Below are 20332 nucleotides of genomic sequence, written 5' to 3'. Positions count from 1 at the left end.
GCCACCACCCATTCCCCACGCAGTGGCGTGAGTCGACGTGAGTAGAGGAAGCACCGTGATCCCGGTTTCGTACGCACAGCAGCGACTCTGGCTGGTCGACCAGATCGAAGGGCCGACCGCGCTCTACAACCTGCCGTTCGCGGTCCGTCTGCGCGGTGCGCTGGACACCGCCGCGCTGCGCGCCGCGACGGAGGACGTGGTCGCCCGGCACGAGGCCCTGCGCACGGTGTTCCCGGTGGCCGGGGGAGTCCCGGTGCAGCGGATCCTGCCGTCCGCGGAGGCGGCGATCGCCTTCGAGACGGTGGACTGCGCACCGGGGCCCGGGGCGGCGGACTACCCGGCCGTACTGGACCGGGCCGCCGCCCGCACCTTCGACCTGGCGGCCGAACTCCCTCTCCGGGTCACGGTCTTCTCACTCGCACCGGACGAGCACGTGCTGCTCGTCGTGCTCCACCACATCGCCGGCGACGGCTGGTCGCTCGGCCCGCTGCTGCGCGACCTGGCCGCCGCCTACCGGGCCCGGCTGGCCGGTGACGCCCCCGACTGGGAGCCGCTGCCGGTCCAGTACGCCGACTACACCCTCTGGCAGCGCGAGCTGCTCGGCGACGAGTCCGACCCGGACAGCCTGATGAGCCGTCAGCTCGACTACTGGAGAGGAGTCCTGTCCGGTCTGCCGGAGGAGCTGGAGCTCCCGGTGGACCGCCCCCGCCCGCCCGCCCCGACCGGTACCGCCGACGCCGTCCCGTTCGCGTACGGCCCCGAACTGCACGCCGCACTGGCCGGCCTGGCGCGCGCACACCGTTCGACCCTGTTCTCCGTCCTCCAGGCCGGCCTGGCCGCCCTGTTCACCCGGCTCGGCGCCGGCAGCGACATCCCGCTCGGCACCGGCGTGGCCGGCCGCTCCGACGAGGCGCTGAACGACCTGGTCGGCTTCTTCGTCAACACCCTCGTCCTGCGCACCGACACCTCCGGCGACCCCTCCTTCGCCGAACTCCTCGGCCGGGTCCGCGAAGCCCAGCTGGACGCCTTCGCGCACCAGGACGTGCCGTTCGAGCGGCTGGTCGAGGAGGTCAACCCGGCCCGCGCGCTCGGCCGCCACCCGCTCTTCCAGACCCTGCTCGTCCTGCAGAACCACGAGGAGGGCGAACTCGGCCTGGCCGGGCTGGAGTCGGCGCCCGAACCGCTCGGCCTGCGGGTCGCCAAGTTCGACCTCAACATCGGCATCACCGAGCGGCACGGCCCGGACGGCGCCCCCGCCGGGCTCACCGGCTCGGTCGAGTACGCGGCCGACCTCTACGACCGGCCCACCGTCACCGCCGTGTTCGAGCGGCTCGGCCGGCTGCTGGCCGCCGCGGCCGCCGACCCCGCGGCGCCGATCGGCAGCCTCGACATCCTCGGCCCCGAGGAGCGCACCCGCCTGCTCGACACCTGGAACACCACCACCGCCCCGGTCCGGACCGGCTCCCTGCCCGAGCTGTTCGAGGAGCGGGCGGCCCGCACGCCGGACGCGGTGGCGCTCGCCCACGACGGCGGCACCGTCGGCTACGCGGAGCTCAACGCCCGCGCCAACCGGCTCGCCCACCACCTGATCGCCCGCGGCGTCGGCCCGGAGAGCCCGGTCGCCCTGCTGATGGAACGCTCGGTCGACCTGGTCGTCGCCACCCTCGCCGTGCTCAAGGCCGGCGGCTGCTACGTCCCGATGCACGCCGGCCTGCCGCCCGAGCGGATGGCCGCCCTGCTCGCCGACACCGGGGCCCCCGTCCTGCTCACCGACCGCGCCGACCCCGGCTTCCCGCACACCGCCGCCGTGGTCCGCCCCGGCGACGGGCACGACGCCCCCGACCACGACCCCGGCCTGCCCGTCCACCCCGACCGGCTCGCCTACGTGATGTTCACCTCGGGCTCCACCGGCACCCCCAAGGGCGTCGCCGTCCGCCACCGCGACGTCGTCGACCTCGCCGCCGACCGCCGCTGGCAGGACGGCCGGCACGAGCGGATCCTGCTGCACTCCCCGCACGCCTTCGACGCCGCCACCTACGAGCTGTGGACGCCCCTGCTGTCCGGCGGCACCGTCGTGATCGCCCCGCCCGGCACCCTGGACGCCGCCGCGCTGCACGCCGTCGCCACCCGGCACGACGTCACCGCCGTCTTCCTCACCAAGGCGCTCTTCGACCTCGTCGCCGAGCAGGCCCCGGAGACCTTCGCCGCCCTGCGCACCGTCTGCACCGGCGGCGAGGCCGCCTCCGGCACCCTGATGCGCCGCGTCCTCGACCGCTGCCCCGACCTGCTGCTCGCCCACGTCTACGGCCCCACCGAGGCCACCACCTTCGCGACCCACCACCACCTCACCGCCGCCGACCTGGCGGGCCCCCGGGCGCCGATCGGCCTGCCGCTCGACAACATGCGCGCCCACGTCCTGGACGCCCGGCTGCAGCCCGTCCCGCCCGGCGTCCCCGGCGAGCTGTACGTGGCCGGCGCCGGCCTGGCCCGCGGCTACTGGCGGCGCCCCGCGCTGACCGCCGAACGCTTCGTCGCCGACCCCTTCACGCCGGGGGAGAGGATGTACCGCACCGGCGACCTGGTCCGCCGCCGCGCCGACGACGGCGCGATCGAGTTCCTCGGCCGGATCGACGGCCAGGTCAAGCTCCGCGGCTTCCGGATCGAGCTCGGCGAGATCGAGGCCGTGCTCTCCCGCCACCCCGCCGTCCGGCAGGTCATCGTGATCGCCCGCGAGGACCGCCCCGGCGACACCCGGCTGGTCGGCTACTGCGCCGCCACCCCGGACGACCCGGCCGGACTCGCCGCCGAAATACGGCAGTTCGCCGCCGCGACGCTCCCCGCCTACATGGTCCCGTCCGCCGTCGTGGTCCTCCCCGCCCTGCCGCTCAACGCCAACGGCAAGGTCGACCGCCGCGCCCTGCCCGCCCCCGACCTCGGCGCCGACACGGCCGGCCGGCCTCCGCGCGACGACCGCGAGCGCACGCTCTGCGCGCTCTTCGGCGAGATCCTCGGCATCGACGACATCACCATCGACGACGACTTCTTCGAACTCGGCGGCCACTCCCTGCTCGCCACCCGCCTGGTCGGACGCGCCCGCGCCGAACTCGGCGCCGAACTCGCCATCGGCGACCTCTTCCAGGCCCCCACCGTCGCCGCCCTCGCCGCCCGCCTCGCCACCGCTACCGCCGGGGCCGACGGGACGGGCGGGACCGGCACCGACGCCACCGGCCCCGCCCGGCCCGCACTGCGCCCCGCGGAGCGCCCCGAGCACCTGCCGCTCTCCTTCGCCCAGCGCCGCCTCTGGTTCCTCGGCCAGGCCGAGGGCCCCACCGCCACCTACAACGTCACCCTCGCCCTGCGGCTGACCGGCCCGCTCGACCCGGCCGCCCTCGAAGCCGCCCTCGGCGACGTCGTCGAGCGGCACGAGGCGCTGCGCACCGTCTTCGGCGAGCACGACGGCGTCCCGTACCAGCGCGTGCTGCCCGCGCCGCCCGCCGCGCTGCTCACCGTCACCGACCGCCCCGTCGAGGAGCTCACCGGCCACACCTTCGACCTGGCCGCCGACGTGCCGCTGCACGCCTACCTGCGGCCCGACGGCCCGGACGAGCACGTCCTGCTGCTGGTCATGCACCACATCGCCAGCGACGGCTGGTCGCTGCGGCCGCTCTTCCGCGACCTCGCCGACGCCTACACGGCCCGGCTCGGCGGCGAACGGCCGGTCCTGGAGCCGCTGCCGGTCCAGTACGCCGACCACACCCTCTGGCAGCGCGAGCTGCTCGGCTCCGACACCGACCCGCAGAGCCTGCTCTCCCGCCAACTCGCCTACTGGCGCGGCGCGCTGGCCGGCCTGCCGGACGAGCTGCCGCTCCCCGCGGACCGCCCCCGCCCGCCGGTCGCCGGCCACCGCGGCGACGTCGTCCCGCTGGAGCTGGACGCCGCCCTGCACACCCGGCTGACCGCCCTGGCCGCCGAGCACGGGGTCACCCTGTTCATGGTGCTCCAGGCCGCCTACGCCACCCTGCTGCACCGCTTCGGCGCCGGCGACGACCTGCCGATCGGCACGCCGCTGGCCGGCCGGCTCGACCCGGCCCTCGACGACCTGGTCGGCTTCTTCGCGAGCACCCTGGTGCTGCGCACCGACCTCGCCGGCCGCCCCACCTTCGCGGAGCTGCTGGCCCGGGTCCGGGAGGCCGACCTGGCCGCCTACGCGCACCAGGACGTCCCGTTCGAGCGCCTGGTCGAGGAACTGAACCCGGCCCGCTCGCTGGCCCGGCACCCGCTCTTCCAGGTGATGATCGCCTTCGACAACACCACCGGCGGGGGCGGCCCCGAGTTCCCCGGCACCCGCACCGCGTACGAGCCGCTCGGCCTGCCGACCACCGCCTTCGACCTCACCCTCAACCTCTCCGAGCGCCACCTCCCGGACGGCACCCCGGCCGGGCTGGAGGGCGGCCTGGAGTTCGCCACCGACCTCTTCGACCCGGCCACCGCGCAGCGGCTCGCCGCCGCCCTCACCGCGATCCTGACCCAGGCCGCCGACCACCCGGACCGCCCGGTCGCCGAGCTGGACGTGCTCGGCGAGGCCGGCCGGGCGGCGCCGGCCGGCTGGCACGGCGCCGTCCGCCCCGGGGCCGACGTCCTCGTCCCGGCCGCCTTCGAGGCGCAGGCGGCCCGTACCCCGGAGCTCACCGCGCTGGTCTTCCGGGACACCCGGCTGACGTACGCCGAACTGAACGCCCGCGCCAACCGCCTCGCCCACGGCCTGCTGGCCGCCGGAGTCGGCCCGGAGTCGGTGGTCGCCCTCGCGATGCCCCGCTCGGCCGAGTCGGTGGTCGCCCTGCTCGCCGTCCTCAAGGCCGGTGCGGCCTTCCTGCCGCTGGACGCCGACCACCCCCGCGACCGGATCGCCCACATGCTGGCCGACGCCCGCCCGGCGGCCGTCCTCACCACCGACGGCTGGCGGCTGCCCGAGGTCCTGGCGGGCCTGCCCGTCCTGCCCGCCGACCCCGGGGCGTGGGCCGACCGGCCCGCCGGCGACCTTCCGGCCACGGCCGGCCCGGAACACGCCGCCTACGTCATCTACACCTCCGGCTCCACCGGCCTCCCCAAGGGCGTCGTGGTCCGCCACGCCGGCTTCGCCAACCTGCTCGGCTTCCACCGCACCGAGACCATTGCCGTGGCCGAACGGGCCCGCCCCGGGCGGCGGTTCACCTTCGCCCAGACCGCCTCGCTGTCCTTCGACACGGCACTGGAGGCGGTGCTCTGGATGGTCGCCGGCCACGAACTCCACGTGCTGGACGACGACCTGCGCCGCGACGCCGCCGCCGTCGTCCGCCACCTCGCGCGCACCGGCGCCGACATCCTCGACATCACCCCCGGCCACGCCGAACGGCTCGTCGAGGAGGGCCTGCTCACCACCTGCCCGCCCACACTGGTGATGGTCGGCGGCGAGGCCGTCGGCCAGTCGCTCTGGACCGCCCTCGCCGCCGCCCCCGACACCGCCGTCCTCAACGTGTACGGGCCCACCGAGTGCACCGTCGACGCGCTGTTCCACCCGGTCACCGCCGACGACCGGCCGCTGATCGGCCGCCCGTTGCCCAACCTCCGCGCGTACGTCCTCGACGGGAACCTCAACCCGGTGCCCGTCGGGGTCCCCGGTGAGCTGTACCTGGCCGGAGTGGGCCTGGCCCGCGGCTACCTCGGCCGCCCGGCCCTGACCGCCGAACGCTTCGTCGCCGACCCCTTCGGCGCGGACCCCAGCGGCGCGGACCCCTCCGGCGGAGGGGAGAGGATGTACCGCACCGGCGACCTCGCCCGCCGCCGCCCGGACGGTGCGGTCGAGTACCTGGGCCGCACCGACCACCAGGTCAAGGTGCGCGGCTTCCGGATCGAGCCCGGCGAGATCGAGGCCACCCTCACCGCCCACCCCGACGTCCTCCAGGCCGCCGTGCTGCCGCGCCAGGACGGCACGGCCGGCACCCGGCTGGTCGCCTACCTGGTCGGCACGCCGCGGCTCGACCCGGCCGCGCTGCGCGCCCACGCCGCCGCGACCCTGCCCGACTACATGATCCCGGCGGCCCTCGTGGTCCTGGACGCACTGCCGCTCAACGTCAACGGCAAGCTCGACCGGGCCGCCCTGCCCGCCCCCGACTTCGCCGCCGCGACCGGCGGCCGGGCCGCCCGCACGGCCCGCGAGGAGATCCTCTGCGGGCTCTTCGCCGAGGTCCTCGGCCTGCCGGAGGTCTCCGTCGACGACGACTTCTTCGCCCTCGGCGGCCACTCGCTGCTCGCCACCAAGCTGCTCAGCCGGGTCCGTTCGGCGCTCGGCGCCGAGCTGGGCATCCGCGACGTCTTCGAAGCACCGACCGTCGCGGGCCTGGACCGCCGGCTGGACGGCTCCGGCGCCCGCCCCGCCCCGACCGCCGGCGACCGCCCGGAGCGGCTGCCGCTCTCCTTCGCCCAGCAGCGGCTCTGGCTGATCGACCGGATGGAGGGGCCCAGCGCCCTCTACAACATGCCGCTCGCCCTGCGCCTCACCGGCGCACTGGACCGGGCCGCGCTCACCGCCGCCCTCGGCGACCTGGTCGCCCGGCACGAGAGCCTGCGCACCGTCATCGCCGAGCACGACGGCGAGCCCCACCAGCGGATCCTCGCCCCCGCCGGAACCCCCCTCGCGGTCGAACTCCTCGACTGCGCGGCCGACGCCGTCGACGCCGAGGTCGACCGGGCCGCCCGCCGCCCCTTCGACCTGGCCGCCGAGCCGCCCGTCCGCGTCACCCTGCTCCGGGTCGCCCCCGAGGACCACGTGCTGGTGGTCGCACTGCACCACATCGCCGGCGACGGCTGGTCGATGGGCCCGCTGCTGCGCGACCTCGCCGGGGCCTACGCCGCCCGGCGCGACGGCACGGCGCCCGACTGGGAGCAACTCCCGGTCCAGTACGCCGACTACGCCCTCTGGCAGCGCGAGCTGCTCGGCGACGAGAGCGACCCAGGGAGCCTCGCCGCCCGCCAACTCGCCTACTGGCGCGAGACCCTGGCCGGGATCCCGGAGGAGATCGCACTCCCGGTCGACCGCCCGCGCGGCGCCCGCGCCGACCACCGCGGCGACCGGGTGGCACTGACCCTCGACGCCGGACTCCACCGGGCGCTGGCCGAGTTGTCGCGGGAGAACCGCGTCACCCTGTTCATGACCCTGCAGGCCGCGCTGGCCGCGCTGCTCACCCGGCTCGGCGCCGGCACCGACGTGCCGATCGGCTCGGTCGTCGCCGGCCGCTCCGACGAGGCGCTGGACGAGCTGGTCGGCTTCTTCGTCAACACCCTCGTGCTGCGCACCGACACGTCCGGCGACCCGAGCTTCGCCGAGCTCCTCGGCCGGGTCCGGGAGACCGGCCTCGGCGCCTACGCGCACCAGGACGTGCCGTTCGAGCGCCTGGTCGAGGAGCTCAACCCGGCCCGCTCGCTGGCCCGCCACCCGCTCTTCCAGGTCGCGATGGTCCTGCAGTCCAACGCGGAGGCCGAGTCGGAGCTGGCCGGCCTGCGGACCGAGGCGCTGCCGGCCGGCACCGGCGTCGCCAAGTTCGACCTGAACGTGACGCTGGAGGAGTTCTTCGGCCCTGACGGTGCGCCCGCCGGACTGGACTGCGCGATCGACTACGCCACCGACCTGTTCGACCGGGAGACCGTCGAGTCGATCGCCGCCCGCTTCGGCCGGCTGCTGGCCGCCGTGACCGCGCGGCCCGGCGAGCGGATCGGCCGGGCCGACCTGCTCGGCGACGGCGAGCGCGCCGAACTCCTCGGCGGCGACCGGCCGCTGCCCGCCGACCGGCCGCTCGTCCCGGCCGCCTTCGAGGCGCAGGCGGCCCGCACGCCGGAGCTCACCGCGCTGGTCTTCCGGGACACCCGGCTGACGTACGCCGAGCTCGACGCCCGCGCCAACCGCCTCGCGCACGGCCTGGCCGCGGCCGGCATCGGCCGGGAGTCGCTGGTCGCGCTGGCCCTGCCCCGCTCGGCGGGGACGGTCGTCGCCCAGCTCGCCGTCCTCAAGGCCGGTGCGGCCTTCCTCCCGCTGGACGCCGACCACCCCCTCGACCGCACCGCCGGGGTGCTGGCCGACGCCCGCCCCGCGGTCGTCCTCACCGACGCGGCCTGGCCGCTGCCGGAGGCCCTGGACGGCCTCCCGCAGCTCCGCACCGACGAGGAACTGTGGGCGGGGCAGCCCGCCGACGCCCTCCCCGTCCGGATCGGCCCGGCCGACGCCGCCTACGTCATCCACACCTCCGGCTCCACCGGCCGCCCCAAGGGCGTGGTGGTGAGCCACGGCTCCATCGCCGCCCTGCTGGCCTCGCACCGCGCCGGGACCTTCGCCGGCTCCGAGCGGCGGCACGGCCGGATCCGGGCCGCCCTGACCGCCTCGCTCTCCTTCGACGCCTCCTGGGACAGCCTGCTCTGGATGGTCGCCGGCCACGAGCTGCACCTGATCGACGACGACCTGCGCCGCGACCCGGCCGCCCTGGTCCGGCACTTCCGCGCGACGGGCGTCGACGCCGTCAACGTCACCCCCAGCTACGCCGAACAGCTCATCGCCGAGGGCCTGTTGGACGAGCCGGCGCCGCGCGTGCTGCTGCTCGGCGGCGAGGCCGTCGGCCAGTCCCTGTGGACCAGGCTGCGCGGGACCCCCGGCACCACCGTGCTCAACCTGTACGGGCCCACCGAGTCCACCGTCGACGCCCTGATCCAGCCCTTCGCCGACTCGGAGCGCCCGTCCCTGGGCCGGACCGTGCCCGGGACCAGGGCCTACGTCCTCGACGGGCAGCTGAACCCGGTGCCCGTCGGGGTCCCCGGCGAGCTGTACCTGGCCGGGGCGGGCCTGGCCCGCGGCTACCTCGGCCGCCCGGCCCTGACCGCCGAACGCTTCGTCGCCGACCCCTTCGTCGCGGACTCCTCCGGCGCGGACCCCTCCGGCGCGGAACCATCCGGCGCAGGGGAGAGGATGTACCGCACCGGCGACCTCGTCCGCCGCACCCGCGACGGCCGGGTCGAGTACCTGGGCCGCACCGACGACCAGGTCAAGGTGCGCGGCTTCCGGATCGAGCCCGGCGAGGTCGAGCAGGTGCTGGCGCGGCACGAGGCCGTCCGCCAGGCCGTGGTCACCCTGCACGAGGCCGCGGACGGCGACCGCCGCCTGGTCGCCCACTGCGCGACGGTCGCCTCCGGGGCGGCGGCCGACCCCGCTGCCTCGGCCGCTTCCGGCGTCGAACTCGCCCTCGAACTGCGCCGGTTCGCCGCCGAGTCGCTGCCCGCCCACATGGTCCCGGCCGCCGTCGTCACCCTCGACGCACTGCCGCTGACCGCCAGCGGCAAGATCGACCGCCGCGCCCTGCCCGCCCCGGACTTCGGGCTCTTCGCCGGCGGCCGGGCCGCCCGGACCGCCCGCGAGGAACTGCTCTGCGGCCTCGTCGCCGAAGTCCTCGGGCTGGCTACCGTCTCGATCGACGACGACTTCTTCGCCCTCGGCGGTCACTCGCTGCTCGCCATGAAGCTGGTCAGCCGCGTCCGCACCGTGCTCGGCGCGGAGTTGGGCATCCGGGACGTCTTCGAGGCGCCGACCGTCGCCGGCCTGGACCGGCGGCTGGACGGCTCGGGCGCCCGGCTCGCGCTGACGGCCGGCGAGCGCCCGGAGCGGTTGCCGCTCTCCTTCGCCCAGCAGCGGCTCTGGCTGATCGACCGGATGGAGGGCCCGAGCGCCCTCTACAACCTCCCGATCGCCCTGCGCCTCACCGGGCCGCTCGACCCGGCGGCCCTCGAAGCCGCCCTCGGCGACCTGGTCGCCCGGCACGAGAGCCTGCGCACGCTCGTCGTCGAGCAGGACGGCGAGCCGCGCCAGCGGATCCTCGCCGCCGCCGAGGCCCGCGTCCCGTTCGAGCACCGCCCCGCCCCGCCCGTCGACCCCGTCGACCCAGCCGACCTCGCGACCGACCTCGCCGCCTGCGCCGCGGTCCCGTTCGACCTCGCCACCGACCTGCCGGTCCGCGCCCACCTCCTCCCGGTCGCCCCGGACGAGCACCTGCTCGTCCTCGTCCTCCACCACATCGCCGGCGACGGCTGGTCGATGGGCCCGCTGCTGCGCGACCTCGCCGGGGCCTACGCCGCCCGGCGCGACGGCGCGGCGCCCGACTGGGAGCAACTCCCGGTCCAGTACGCCGACTACGCCCTCTGGCAGCGCGAGCTGCTCGGCGACGAGAGTGACCCCGGGAGCCTCGCCGCCCGCCAACTCGCCTACTGGCGCGAGAAGCTGGCCGGGATCCCGGAGGAGATCGCACTCCCGGTCGACCGCCCCCGGCGCGCCGACAGCGGCCACCGCGGGGACCGCGTCGTCCTCCCGATGGGCGCCGAACTCCACCGGGCACTGGTCGAGTTGTCGCGCGAGCACCGGGTCACGATGTTCATGACCCTGCAGGCGGGCCTGGCCGCGCTGCTCACCCGGCTCGGCGCCGGCACCGACGTGCCGATCGGCTCGGTCGTCGCCGGCCGCACCGACGAGGCGCTGGACGAGCTGGTCGGCTTCTTCGTCAACACCCTGGTCCTGCGCACCGACACCTCCCCCCGGTCCACCGGGGACGCCCCTCCCGGCGGCCCGACCTTCGCCGAGCTGCTCCACCGGGTCCGGGAGACCCAGCTCGACGCCCACGCCCACCAGGACGTGCCGTTCGAGCGCCTGGTCGAGGAGCTCAACCCCGCCCGCTCGCTGGCCCGCCACCCGCTCTTCCAGGTGATGCTGCTGCTCCAGGGCGGCACCCCGGGCGGGGCCGGCGACGCACCGCTCGACCTGGCCGGACTGCCGGCCGCCGTCGAACCGGTCGGCGGGTACGAGGCCAAGTTCGACCTCTCCGTCGGGATGGGGGAGTCCTTCGACGACGACGGTGCGCCCGCCGGACTGGAGTGCGCGATCGACTTCGCCACCGACCTGTTCGACCGGGAGACCGTCGAGTCGATCGCCGTCCGCTTCGGCCGGCTGCTCGCCGCGGTGGCCGCCCGCCCCGAGCTGCCGATCGGCCGGGTCGACCTGCTCTCCGCCGCGGAGCGCGTCGAACTCCTCGCCGGCGGCGAAGCGCTGCCGTCCGAGGTGCCGCTGCTGCCCGCCGCCTTCGAGAGCCAGGCGGCCCGCACGCCGGACGCGACCGCGCTGGTCGCCGGGGAGACCAGGCTGACCTTCGCCGAACTCGACGCCCTCGCCGACCGCCTGGCCCACCGCCTGGTCGCGGCGGGCGCAGGACCGGACTCGCCGGTCGCCCTGGCACTGCCGCGCTCCGCCGAGACGGTGGTCTCCCTGCTCGCCGTCCTCAAGTCCGGCGCCGCCTCCCTCCCGCTGGACGCCGAGTACCCGGCCGACCGGACCGCCGCGATGCTGGCCGACGCCGCGCCCGCCCTCGTCCTCACCGACGACCGCTGGCCGCTGCCCGAGCTGCTGGACGGCCTGCCCGCCCTCCGCCCCGGCCCGGTGGACGGCGCCGCCGCCGCCCGTGCGGTCGCCGACCGGGAAGCCGCCCGCGCGACGGGCGACGGGACGGGTGCCGCAACGGGCGACGGGACGGGTGCCGACAGCGGCCCCGCCCCCCGCCCCGCCGCCCGCGCCACCGCCGGGGACACCGCCTACGTGGTCTACACCTCCGGCTCCACCGGCCGCCCCAAGGGCGTGCAGGTCGAACACGGCTCGATCGCGGCCCTGCTCGCCTCCCACCGCTCCCCGACCGGCCCGATCGGCGCGGCGGAGCGGTCCCACGGCCGCCTGCGCGTCGCCCTCACCGCCTCGCTCTGCTTCGACGCCTCCTGGGACGGCCTGCTCTGGATGGTCGCCGGCCACGAACTGCACCTGATCGGCGACGAGGTCCGCCGCGACGCCGCCGCCCTCGTGCGGCACCTCCGGACCGAGGGCGTCGGCGTCCTGGAAGTCACCCCCTCCTACGCCGAACAGCTCCTGGACGAGGGCCTGTTGGACGAGCCGGCGCCGCGCGTGGTGCTGCTCGGCGGCGAGGCCGTCGGCCAGTTCCTGTGGACCAGGCTGCGCGGGACCCCCGGCACCACCGCGCACAACCTGTACGGCCCCACCGAGTCCACCGTCGACGCGCTCGCCCAGCCCTTCGCCGACACCGACCGCCCCGCGCTGGGCCGGACCGTCCTCGGCACCCGGGCCTACGTCCTCGACGGGCAGCTGAACCCGGTGCCCGTCGGGGTCCCCGGCGAGCTGTACCTGGCCGGGGCGGGCCTGGCCCGCGGCTACCTCGGCCGCCCGGCCCTGACCGCCGAACGCTTCGTCGCCGACCCCTTCGTCGCGGACCCCAGCGGCGCGGAACCATCCGGCGCAGGGGAGAGGATGTACCGCACCGGCGACCTCGTCCGCCGCACCCGCGACGGCCGGGTCGAGTACCTGGGCCGCACCGACCAGCAGATCAAGATCCGCGGCTTCCGGGTCGAACCGGGCGAGATCGAGCACGTGCTGACCCGCCACCCGCGCGTCCTCGCCGCCACCGTGACGGCCCGCGAGGATGCCGCCGCCGGCCCCCGGCTGGTCGCCTACGTGGTCGCCGACGACCAGTCGCCCGACCCGCGTGACCTGCCCGACCTGCCCGACCCGCTCGACCCGGCCGAACTGCGCGCCTTCGCCGCCGAGTCGCTGCCCGCCCACATGGTCCCGGCCGCGTTCGTCACCCTCGACGCCCTGCCCCTGACCGCGAGCGGCAAGGTGGACCACCGGGCCCTCCCCGCCCCGGACTTCGCCGCCTCGCCCACCGGCCGCCCGCCCCGCACCCCGCGCGAGGAGCTGCTCTGCGGCCTCTTCGCCGAGGTCCTCGGACTGCCCGGGGTCTCCGTCGACGACGGCTTCTTCGACCTCGGCGGCCACTCGCTGCTCGCCATGAGGCTGCTCGGCCGGATCCGCACCGCGCTCGGCGCCGACCTCGGCATGCGGGCCCTCTTCGAGGCCCCCACCGTGGCCGGGCTGGCCCGCCGCCTCGACGCGGCGGACGCCCCGACGGCCGCCACTGCCACCGCCGCCACCACCCGCACCACCGGCGCAGGCGCCCCGGACCGGCCGGCGGGCGCGGACGCCCTCGACGTCCTGCTCCCGCTGCGCGCCGGCGGCACCAAGGAGCCGCTGTTCTGCGTCCACCCCGCCGCCGGCATCAGCTGGGTCTACTCCGGCCTGCTGCGCCACCTCGGCCCCGACCGCCCGGTCTACGGCCTCCAGGCCCGCGGCCTGCACGGCGGCTCCCCGGCCGCCGTCACCGAGATCGCCGAGGACTACGTGCGCGAGCTGCGGGCCGTCCAGCCCGAGGGCCCGTACCACCTGCTCGGCTGGTCCTTCGGCGCGGTCGTCGCCCAGGCGATGGCCGTCCGGATCCAGGCCGACGGCGCCGAGGTCGCCCTGCTGGCCCTGCTCGACGGAGCGCCGGCCGACCAGGCCCGGCACGCCGACGCCCCGCCGTCCGACGAGCCCGTCGACACCCTCGCCGAGCTGCTCGTCTCGCTCGGCTACGACCCGGCCGACGGACGCGGCCAGGCCGACCTCACCGAGCTGCTCGGCGAGGCCGCCGGCATCCTGCCCGACGTCTTCGAACACCACCGCAAGCTCATGGCCGAACACGTGCCGGACCGCTACCGGGGCGACGCCCTCTTCTTCGGCGCCACCCTCGACAAGCCGGCGGACTGGCCCTACGAGGCGGCCTGGCGGCCGTACGTGGACGGCCGCGTCACGCTCCACCGCGTCGCCTGCGAGCACGGCGCCATGACACAGCCCGAACCCGTCGCACGGATCGCCGCCGTGCTGGCCCAGAAGCTTGGAGAGTGACCCGTCATGACCACTGTCTCCGCCCCGCCGCCGCCCGTGGCGGACCAGCCGGACAAGGGCCGCAGGAGCCGCTGGGGCCTCTGGGCGCAGGGCGACTTCCGCAAGCTCTGGATCGGTGAGACGACCAGCGGGCTCGGCACCGCCGTCGGCAACGTCGCCCTCGCCCTGGTGGCCGTCGTCACCCTCGACGCCTCCCCGTTCATGGTCGGCGTGCTGACCGCCTCCGCCTGGGTGCCGTGGCTCTTCCTCGGCCTGCTGGCCGGTGCCTGGGTGGACCGCTGGCCCCGGCTGAAGGTGATGCTGGTCTGCGACCTGCTGCTGCTGGCGCTGTTCGGCAGCGTGCCGGTGGCCGGCTGGTTCGACGTCCTGACCATGGGCCAGCTGGTGGCGGTCGCGCTGCTGGCCGGCGCGGTCAAGGTGTTCTTCTCCACCGCGTACGGAGCCGTGCTGCCCGCCCTGGTCGCCAAGGACGACCTGCTGGAGGCCAACGTCAAGCTGCGCTCCGGGGACTCCGCGGCGGAGATCGCCGGGCCCGGCCTGGCCGGCCTGCTCTCGCAGGTGTTCGGCGCGGCCAGCGGGCTGCTCGCCGACTCGGTCACCTACCTGGTGTCGGCGCTCTGCGTGGGCACCATCCGGGTCCAGGAGACGCCGCCGCCGGTCTCCGAACGGCGCGGCATCCTGAAGGAGATCGGCGAGGGCGTCCGCTTCCTGGCGCACGACCCGTACCTGCGGACGCTGGCGGTCTTCGGCGCCGTCGGCAACCTCGGGCTCAACGGCATCCAGGCGGTGCAGACGGTCTTCCTGGTCCGCAGCGTGGGGGTGACGCCCGGCGGGATCGGCCTGGTCTTCGCGGTGGTGTCGATCGGCGGCCTGGCCGGCGCGGCGCTGGCGGGCCGGATCGCCCGGCGGTTCGGCACGGCGCGCGGGCTGCTGCTCTGCGAGCTGGTCGCCGCGCCCTTCATCCTGCTGCTGCCGCTCGCCGGTGAGCAACTGCCGCTCGCGGCGAGCGCCGTCGCCTGGTCGGTCGCGGTCTGCGGAGTGGTCGCCGGGAACGTGATCGCCGGCAGTTTCTACCAGTCGTACTGCCCGCCGGCGATGATCGGCCGGATCCGGGCCAGCGCCTCGACCGTCAACTTCAGCGCCATCCCGGTGGGCGCGCTGCTCGGCGGCTGGCTGGGCGAGGTGCTCGGCGCCCGCACCACCATCTGGATCATGGCGGGCGTGCTGCTGTCGGCCGGTGCGGTGCTGCTGGCCGGCCCGTTGCGCGGCCTGCGGAACTTCCCCGAGCGGCCGGCGTCCTCCTGACCCCGGCCCCACCTCCCCACCTCCCCCCAGCTCCTTTCCCTCACCCTCCTCCCTCACCTTCCCGGAGCCCCGCCATGACCCGCCCCGCCGTGACCCGCCCCGCCGTGACCCGCACCGCCGTGACCCGCACCGCCCGCCCGCGCCGCTACCTGATGTGCCGCCCGACCCACTTCGAGGTCAGCTACACCATCAACCCGTGGATGGACCCGGCCAAGCCGGTCGACACCGGCCTCGCCGTCGCCCAGTGGGAGCGGCTGTACGAGCTCTACGCCGACCTCGGCCACCGCGTCGACCTGATCGACCCGCTGCCCGGCCTGCCCGACATGGTGTACGCGGCGAACGGCGCGACCGTCGTCGACGGCCGGGTCCTCGGCGCCCGGTTCCGCAACGTCGAGCGCGCCGCCGAGGGTCCGGCCTACCTGGAGTGGTTCCGCGCCAACGGCTTCACCACGCACGACCCGGAGCACGTCAACGAGGGGGAGGGCGACCTGCTGCTGACGGGGAGCCACCTGCTGGCCGGCCGGGGCTTCCGCAGCGTCTCCGCCGGGCACGCCGAGGCGCAGGAGTTCCTCGGCCGGCCGGTGATCGGCCTGGACCTCGTCGACCCGCGCTTCTACCACCTCGACACCGCACTGAGCGTGCTCGACGGCGACGAGGTCATGTACTACCCGGGGGCGTTCTCGGCGGGCAGCCGGGCGGTGCTGCGGAGGCTGTTCCCGGACGCGGTGCTGGTGGAGGAGGCGGACGCCGAGGTGTTCGGGCTCAACGCGATGAGCGACGGCCTGAACGTGGTGCTGCCGGAGGCCGCGACCGGGGTGGCGGACCGGCTGCGGGAGCGCGGCTTCCGGCCGATCGGGGTCGACCTCTCGGAGCTGTTCAAGGGCGGCGGCAGCGTGAAGTGCTGCACCCTGGAGATCCGCCCGTAGCGGGGCGGCCCCTGCTGGGCCTCCTGCTGGGCCCCTGTTGGGCCCTGTTGGGGCCGGGCCCGTTCGACACCCGGATCAACGACGGCGATCGACGCACGGTGCTCGTGCGTCGATCTGCCGTTGAACGGGTCTTGCCATGCTGATCCCGTCAGCCCGGAAAACCCCTTCCCACCAGGGAAGACGTCCCAGGGAGCAGTCATGGCGAAGCGTTCGAACCCCCGCACCGTCCGGATCCGCCTGGCCGCCGCGGGCCTCGGCCTGGCGATCGCCCTCGGCGCGGCCGGCACGGCGATGGCCGACGGCGCGGCCGGCGCGGGCCAGGGCGGGGTGGTCACCACCCCGACCCCGACCCCCACCCCGACCCCCACCGACGGCGGCGGCCACGGCGACTGGAACAGCACCGGCTCCTGAGCCCGGTACCGGGCCCCGATCCGGCCCGCTCCCGTCGAGCAGAACCGTTTCTGCAGAACCGCCGCCCCGCCGCCGTCCTCACGGATCCGCGGCCCCCGGGACACCCGGAATCCACAGGACCCCCGGTACCCACGGACCGCCCGGCACCCCCGGAACCCCGGGGACCCGCAGGACCCCCGGGCTCCGGAACGCCCCCGCCCGCAGGCCCGATACCCCACCGACCGGCCGGCTCACGGATCCACCAGCGCGAACGCCGGCTCCGCGAGCAGCTCCGCCACCTCGGCGGCCTCCGGCAGCCCCAGCCGGCCGAAGATCTCGAACGCCTGCCGGAGCCTGGCGCCCGCCTCGGCCCCGCGCCCGAGGTCGGCCAGCGAGCGTCCCAGCACCACCAGCGCCTGCGCCTGGTCGCGTTCCGCCCCCAGCTCCTCGCAGAGCGCCAGCGCCTGCCCGGCGTGGTCCAGCGCCTCGTCGGCCCGGCCGAGCGAGCGCAGACTGTCCGCCAGCCGGTAGCGCGCATGCGCCGCCCGGTCCCGCAGACCGGCCCCGACCGCCACCGCCAGGCACTCGCCGAACCAGGTGACCGCCTCCTCGTGCCGCCCCAGCGCGTGCAGCGCCAGCCCCAGCACGTACAGGGTGTACGCCCGCCCCGGGTCGTCCTGCCGGGTGCGCAGCTCGGCCAGCACCTCGTGGCAGATCGCCACCGCCTCGTCCGCCCGACCGCTGCGGACCCGCGCCAGCGCGGCGTTCACCGTCGTCACCAGCGCGCCGGAGCGGTGCCCCAGTTCGTTGGCCAGCAGCAGTGCCTCGTCGTAGAGGTCCACCGCCTCGTCGTAGCGGCTGAGGAACTGGCAGATCAACCCGAGGTCGTTGAGCGCCTGACGGAGGATCACCGTGTCCCCGGCGGCCCGTGCCGCGCCGGACGCCTGCCGGGCGGCCGCCTCGGCCGCGTCCAGCCGGGTCGCGGCGAGGGCGACGTTGCCGCGCAGGAAGTGCGCCCGCCCCTCGGCCCGGACGTCCCGGTGCCGGGCCGCCGCCTCGGCCAGTGCGTCGGCGGTGGCGGCCAGCTGACGGCTCGGCGGGGTGAGGACGAACGGGGTGAGTGCGATCAGCAGGTCGATCGCGGCCCGCAGCGCCGGCCCGTCCGGCCCGCCGCCATCGGTCGCACCGCCGCCATCGGTCGCACCGCCAACTGCCGCGGACCCTCCCGCCGCGCCGCCTCCCGCCGCGGAAGCCCCCGCGCGCGCCGCTACCTGGGCCGCCAGTGCCACCGCACCCGCCCGCTCCGCCGTCGCCCACTCCCGGGCCGCGTCCCGCCCGGCGAGCGGGACGCCGGGGGAGCGGGCCGGGCCGAGCGCGCCGGCCGCCGGATCACCCGGCACCGCGTGCTGGAACGCCGTGCACGCGGTGGCCAGCAGGTGGTCCAGCAGACGGTCCCGGGCGGCCACCGCCTCCCCGCTGTCCCCGTCCGGCTGCGCGCCCTCCACCGGCCGCCGCCGGGCGAACGCCCGCAGCAGGTCGTGGTACCGGTACCGGCCCGGGAACGGCGACTCCACCATCGCCACGTCCACCAGCGCCTCCAGCAGGTCCTCGGCGTCGTACTCGTCGAGGTCCAGCAGCGCGGCGGCCGCGGCCAGGCCGATGTCCGGCCCGTCCACCGAGGCGACCAGCCGGAACGCCCGCGCCTGGTCGGCGGTCAGCTGGCGGTAGCTCAGTTCGAAGGCCGCCGCGACCGCGAGGTCCCCGATCCGCAGCTCGTCGATCCGCCGCCGCTCGACCTGGAGCCGGCGGCTGAGCGTCTCCACCGTCCAGCCGGGCCGGGCGGCCAGTCGGGCGGCCACGATCCGGACCGCGAGCGGCAGGTAGCCGCAGGCCACCACCAGCTCCAGCGCCGCCTCCCGCTCGGCGGCCAGCCGCTCCGCGCCGATGGTGCGGCCGAGCAGGTCCAGCGCCTCGGCGGGCTGGAACACGTCCAGGTCGACCTGCACGGTGGCGGGCAGCCCGGCCGGCCGGGTGCGCCCGGTGGTGAGCACCGCGCAGCCCACCGCGCCCGGCAGCAGCGGCCGGATCTGCGCGGCGTCCTTGGCGTTGTCCAGCACCAGCAGCAGCCGCCGCCCGTCCACCACCGAGCGGAACAGTGCCGAGCGGGCGTCCAGCCCGTCCGGGACGGCGTCGGCCGCCACGCCGAGCGCCACCAGGAACCCGCTGAGCACCGCCTCCGGATCGGCCGGGACGGGGTCGGAGCCCCGCAGGTCCACGTACAGCTGGCCGTCCGGGTAGGCGTCCCGGACGCGGTGCGCGACGTGCAGGGCCAGCGCGGTCTTGCCGACCCCGCCCATGCCGACCACCGTCGCGATCACCAGCGCCTGCGCGGTGGGCGCGCCGAGCGCCCCGTCCAGCACCCCGACCGGCGCCGTCCGCCCGGTGAAGTCGGCGGCGTCCGGCGGCAGCTGCGCCGGCCGGGGCGGCGGAGCGGCCGGCCGGGCCGCCCCGCGGTCCTCGGCCGGCTCCTCCCGCCGGCCCGCCTCGGCCTCGGGGGCCTCCGGCCCGGCGCCCGCCGCGGGCGCCACGACGGCCACGGCCGCCGGCTCCGGTGCGGCGGGTGCGGCCAGCGCGGGGTCCCCCTCCAGGATCCGCCGGTGCAGCTGCTCCAGTTCGGCGCCCGGCCCGACACCCAGCTCCGCGAGGAAGAGTTGCCGGACGCCCCGGAACACCGCCAGCGCGTCCGCCTGCCGCCCGGCCTGGTACAGGGCGCGCATCAGCAGCCCGTACGCCCGCTCGTGCAGCGGGTGTTCGGTGGTGAGGGCGGTCAGCTCCGGGATGCAGCGCGAGTAGCGGCCGAGCCCGAGGTCGAGGCCGATCCGCTCCTCCAGGAGGGTCAGCCGCAGTTCGTCCAGCCGCTGCCGGTGCCGCTCCGCGAACGGTCCGGGGATGCCGGCCAGCGGCTCGCCCTGCCACAGTTCCAGCGCCTGGTTGAGCAGGTCGCGGGCGCGCAGCGGATCCGCGCGGGCCGTCCGCTCCGCCTCGGCGGCCAGCGACTCGGCCTCGGCCGTGTCCACCGCGAGCTTGGGCAGGACGAGCCGGTAGCCGTCGCCCATCGACACCAGGACGCTCGGCGCCTTGTCGTCGCTGCCGCCGTTGCTGTTTCCGCTCCCGCCGCTCCCGCCGTTGCCGTTCCCGCCGTTGTCGCTCCCGCTCCCGCCGCTGCCGTTGCCGTTCCCGCCGTTGCCGCCGACTTCCGCGGCGCCGTCCAGGATCTTCCGCCACCGCCAGGCATAGGTGCGGACGGTGGTCATCGCGGCGTTCGGCGGCTCCTCCCCCCAGAGCGCCGCGATCAGGTCGGTGGCGCTCGCCGAATGGCCCGGCCGCAGCAGGAGGACGGCCAGCATCGCCTGCTGCTGCGGACTGCCCACCTTCAGCGCCGTCGCGCCGCGGTGCGCCCGCATCAGACCGAGTAAGGAAAAACGGAGATCGCCCAATCCTGCCCCCAGCTGCCCCAGGACAGTGCCCGCCCCGCTCGTGCACATGTCAGACTTTGTGTCACCTATTAATCACAGTGCCCCACCCGGTGTCGAGACGCCGTTGAGCCTGCGGTGACCTGGCGTTGAACGCCACCGTGCAGGATGGACCGTGCCGGGGGCCACCGGAGACGGTCCGGTCCGCCCCCACCCCAGCCCTGCACACCGGGCGCAGGGAGACCCCCTGATCCCCGAACTCCTCTACCCCCCAAGGCCGCTGCCGCCGCGGGCCGGTCCACCCCGCGCCTGCCTCCGCCCGGACGGCCGGGAACCCCGCGCTCCGGCCCCGCCGTCGGCCGCCGGTGGCGCCGGGCCACGACCATACCTTCGGA

General features: G+C 76.3%; 4 protein-coding genes and 1 pseudogene. 4 read left to right on the top strand and 1 reads right to left on the bottom strand.

Annotated features, from left to right (window positions below):
* Positions 1-55: 55 nt before the first annotated feature.
* The 4 genes and pseudogenes from AC067J_RS34525 to AC067J_RS34510 all read left to right on the top strand — a co-directional run.
* Positions 56-13843, top strand: a pseudogene (locus tag AC067J_RS34525) (non-ribosomal peptide synthetase); the annotation flags it as partial.
* A 6-nt stretch (positions 13844-13849) separates the two neighbouring features.
* Complete coding sequence (locus AC067J_RS34520; protein ID WP_478306021.1) at positions 13850-15148, top strand: MFS transporter; 1299 nt, start codon at positions 13850-13852, stop codon at positions 15146-15148.
* 74 nt (positions 15149-15222) lie between these two features.
* Complete coding sequence (gene ddaH / locus AC067J_RS34515; protein WP_478306019.1) at positions 15223-16074, top strand: dimethylargininase; 852 nt, start codon at positions 15223-15225, stop codon at positions 16072-16074.
* Between the two features lie 198 nt (positions 16075-16272).
* Positions 16273-16485, top strand: coding sequence for a hypothetical protein (locus AC067J_RS34510; RefSeq protein ID WP_478306017.1), 213 nt, complete (start codon positions 16273-16275; stop codon positions 16483-16485).
* Between the two features lie 230 nt (positions 16486-16715).
* On the opposite strand, the gene AC067J_RS34505 is transcribed toward AC067J_RS34510, so the two are convergent.
* Positions 16716-19928, bottom strand: a complete 3213-nt coding sequence (locus tag AC067J_RS34505; RefSeq protein ID WP_478306015.1) for an AfsR/SARP family transcriptional regulator — start codon at positions 19926-19928, stop codon at positions 16716-16718.
* Positions 19929-20332 lie beyond the last annotated feature (404 nt).

The sequence above is a fragment of the Kitasatospora sp. NPDC042419 genome, assembly GCF_056437345.1.
This window is presented reverse-complemented; position numbering and strand designations above follow the sequence as displayed.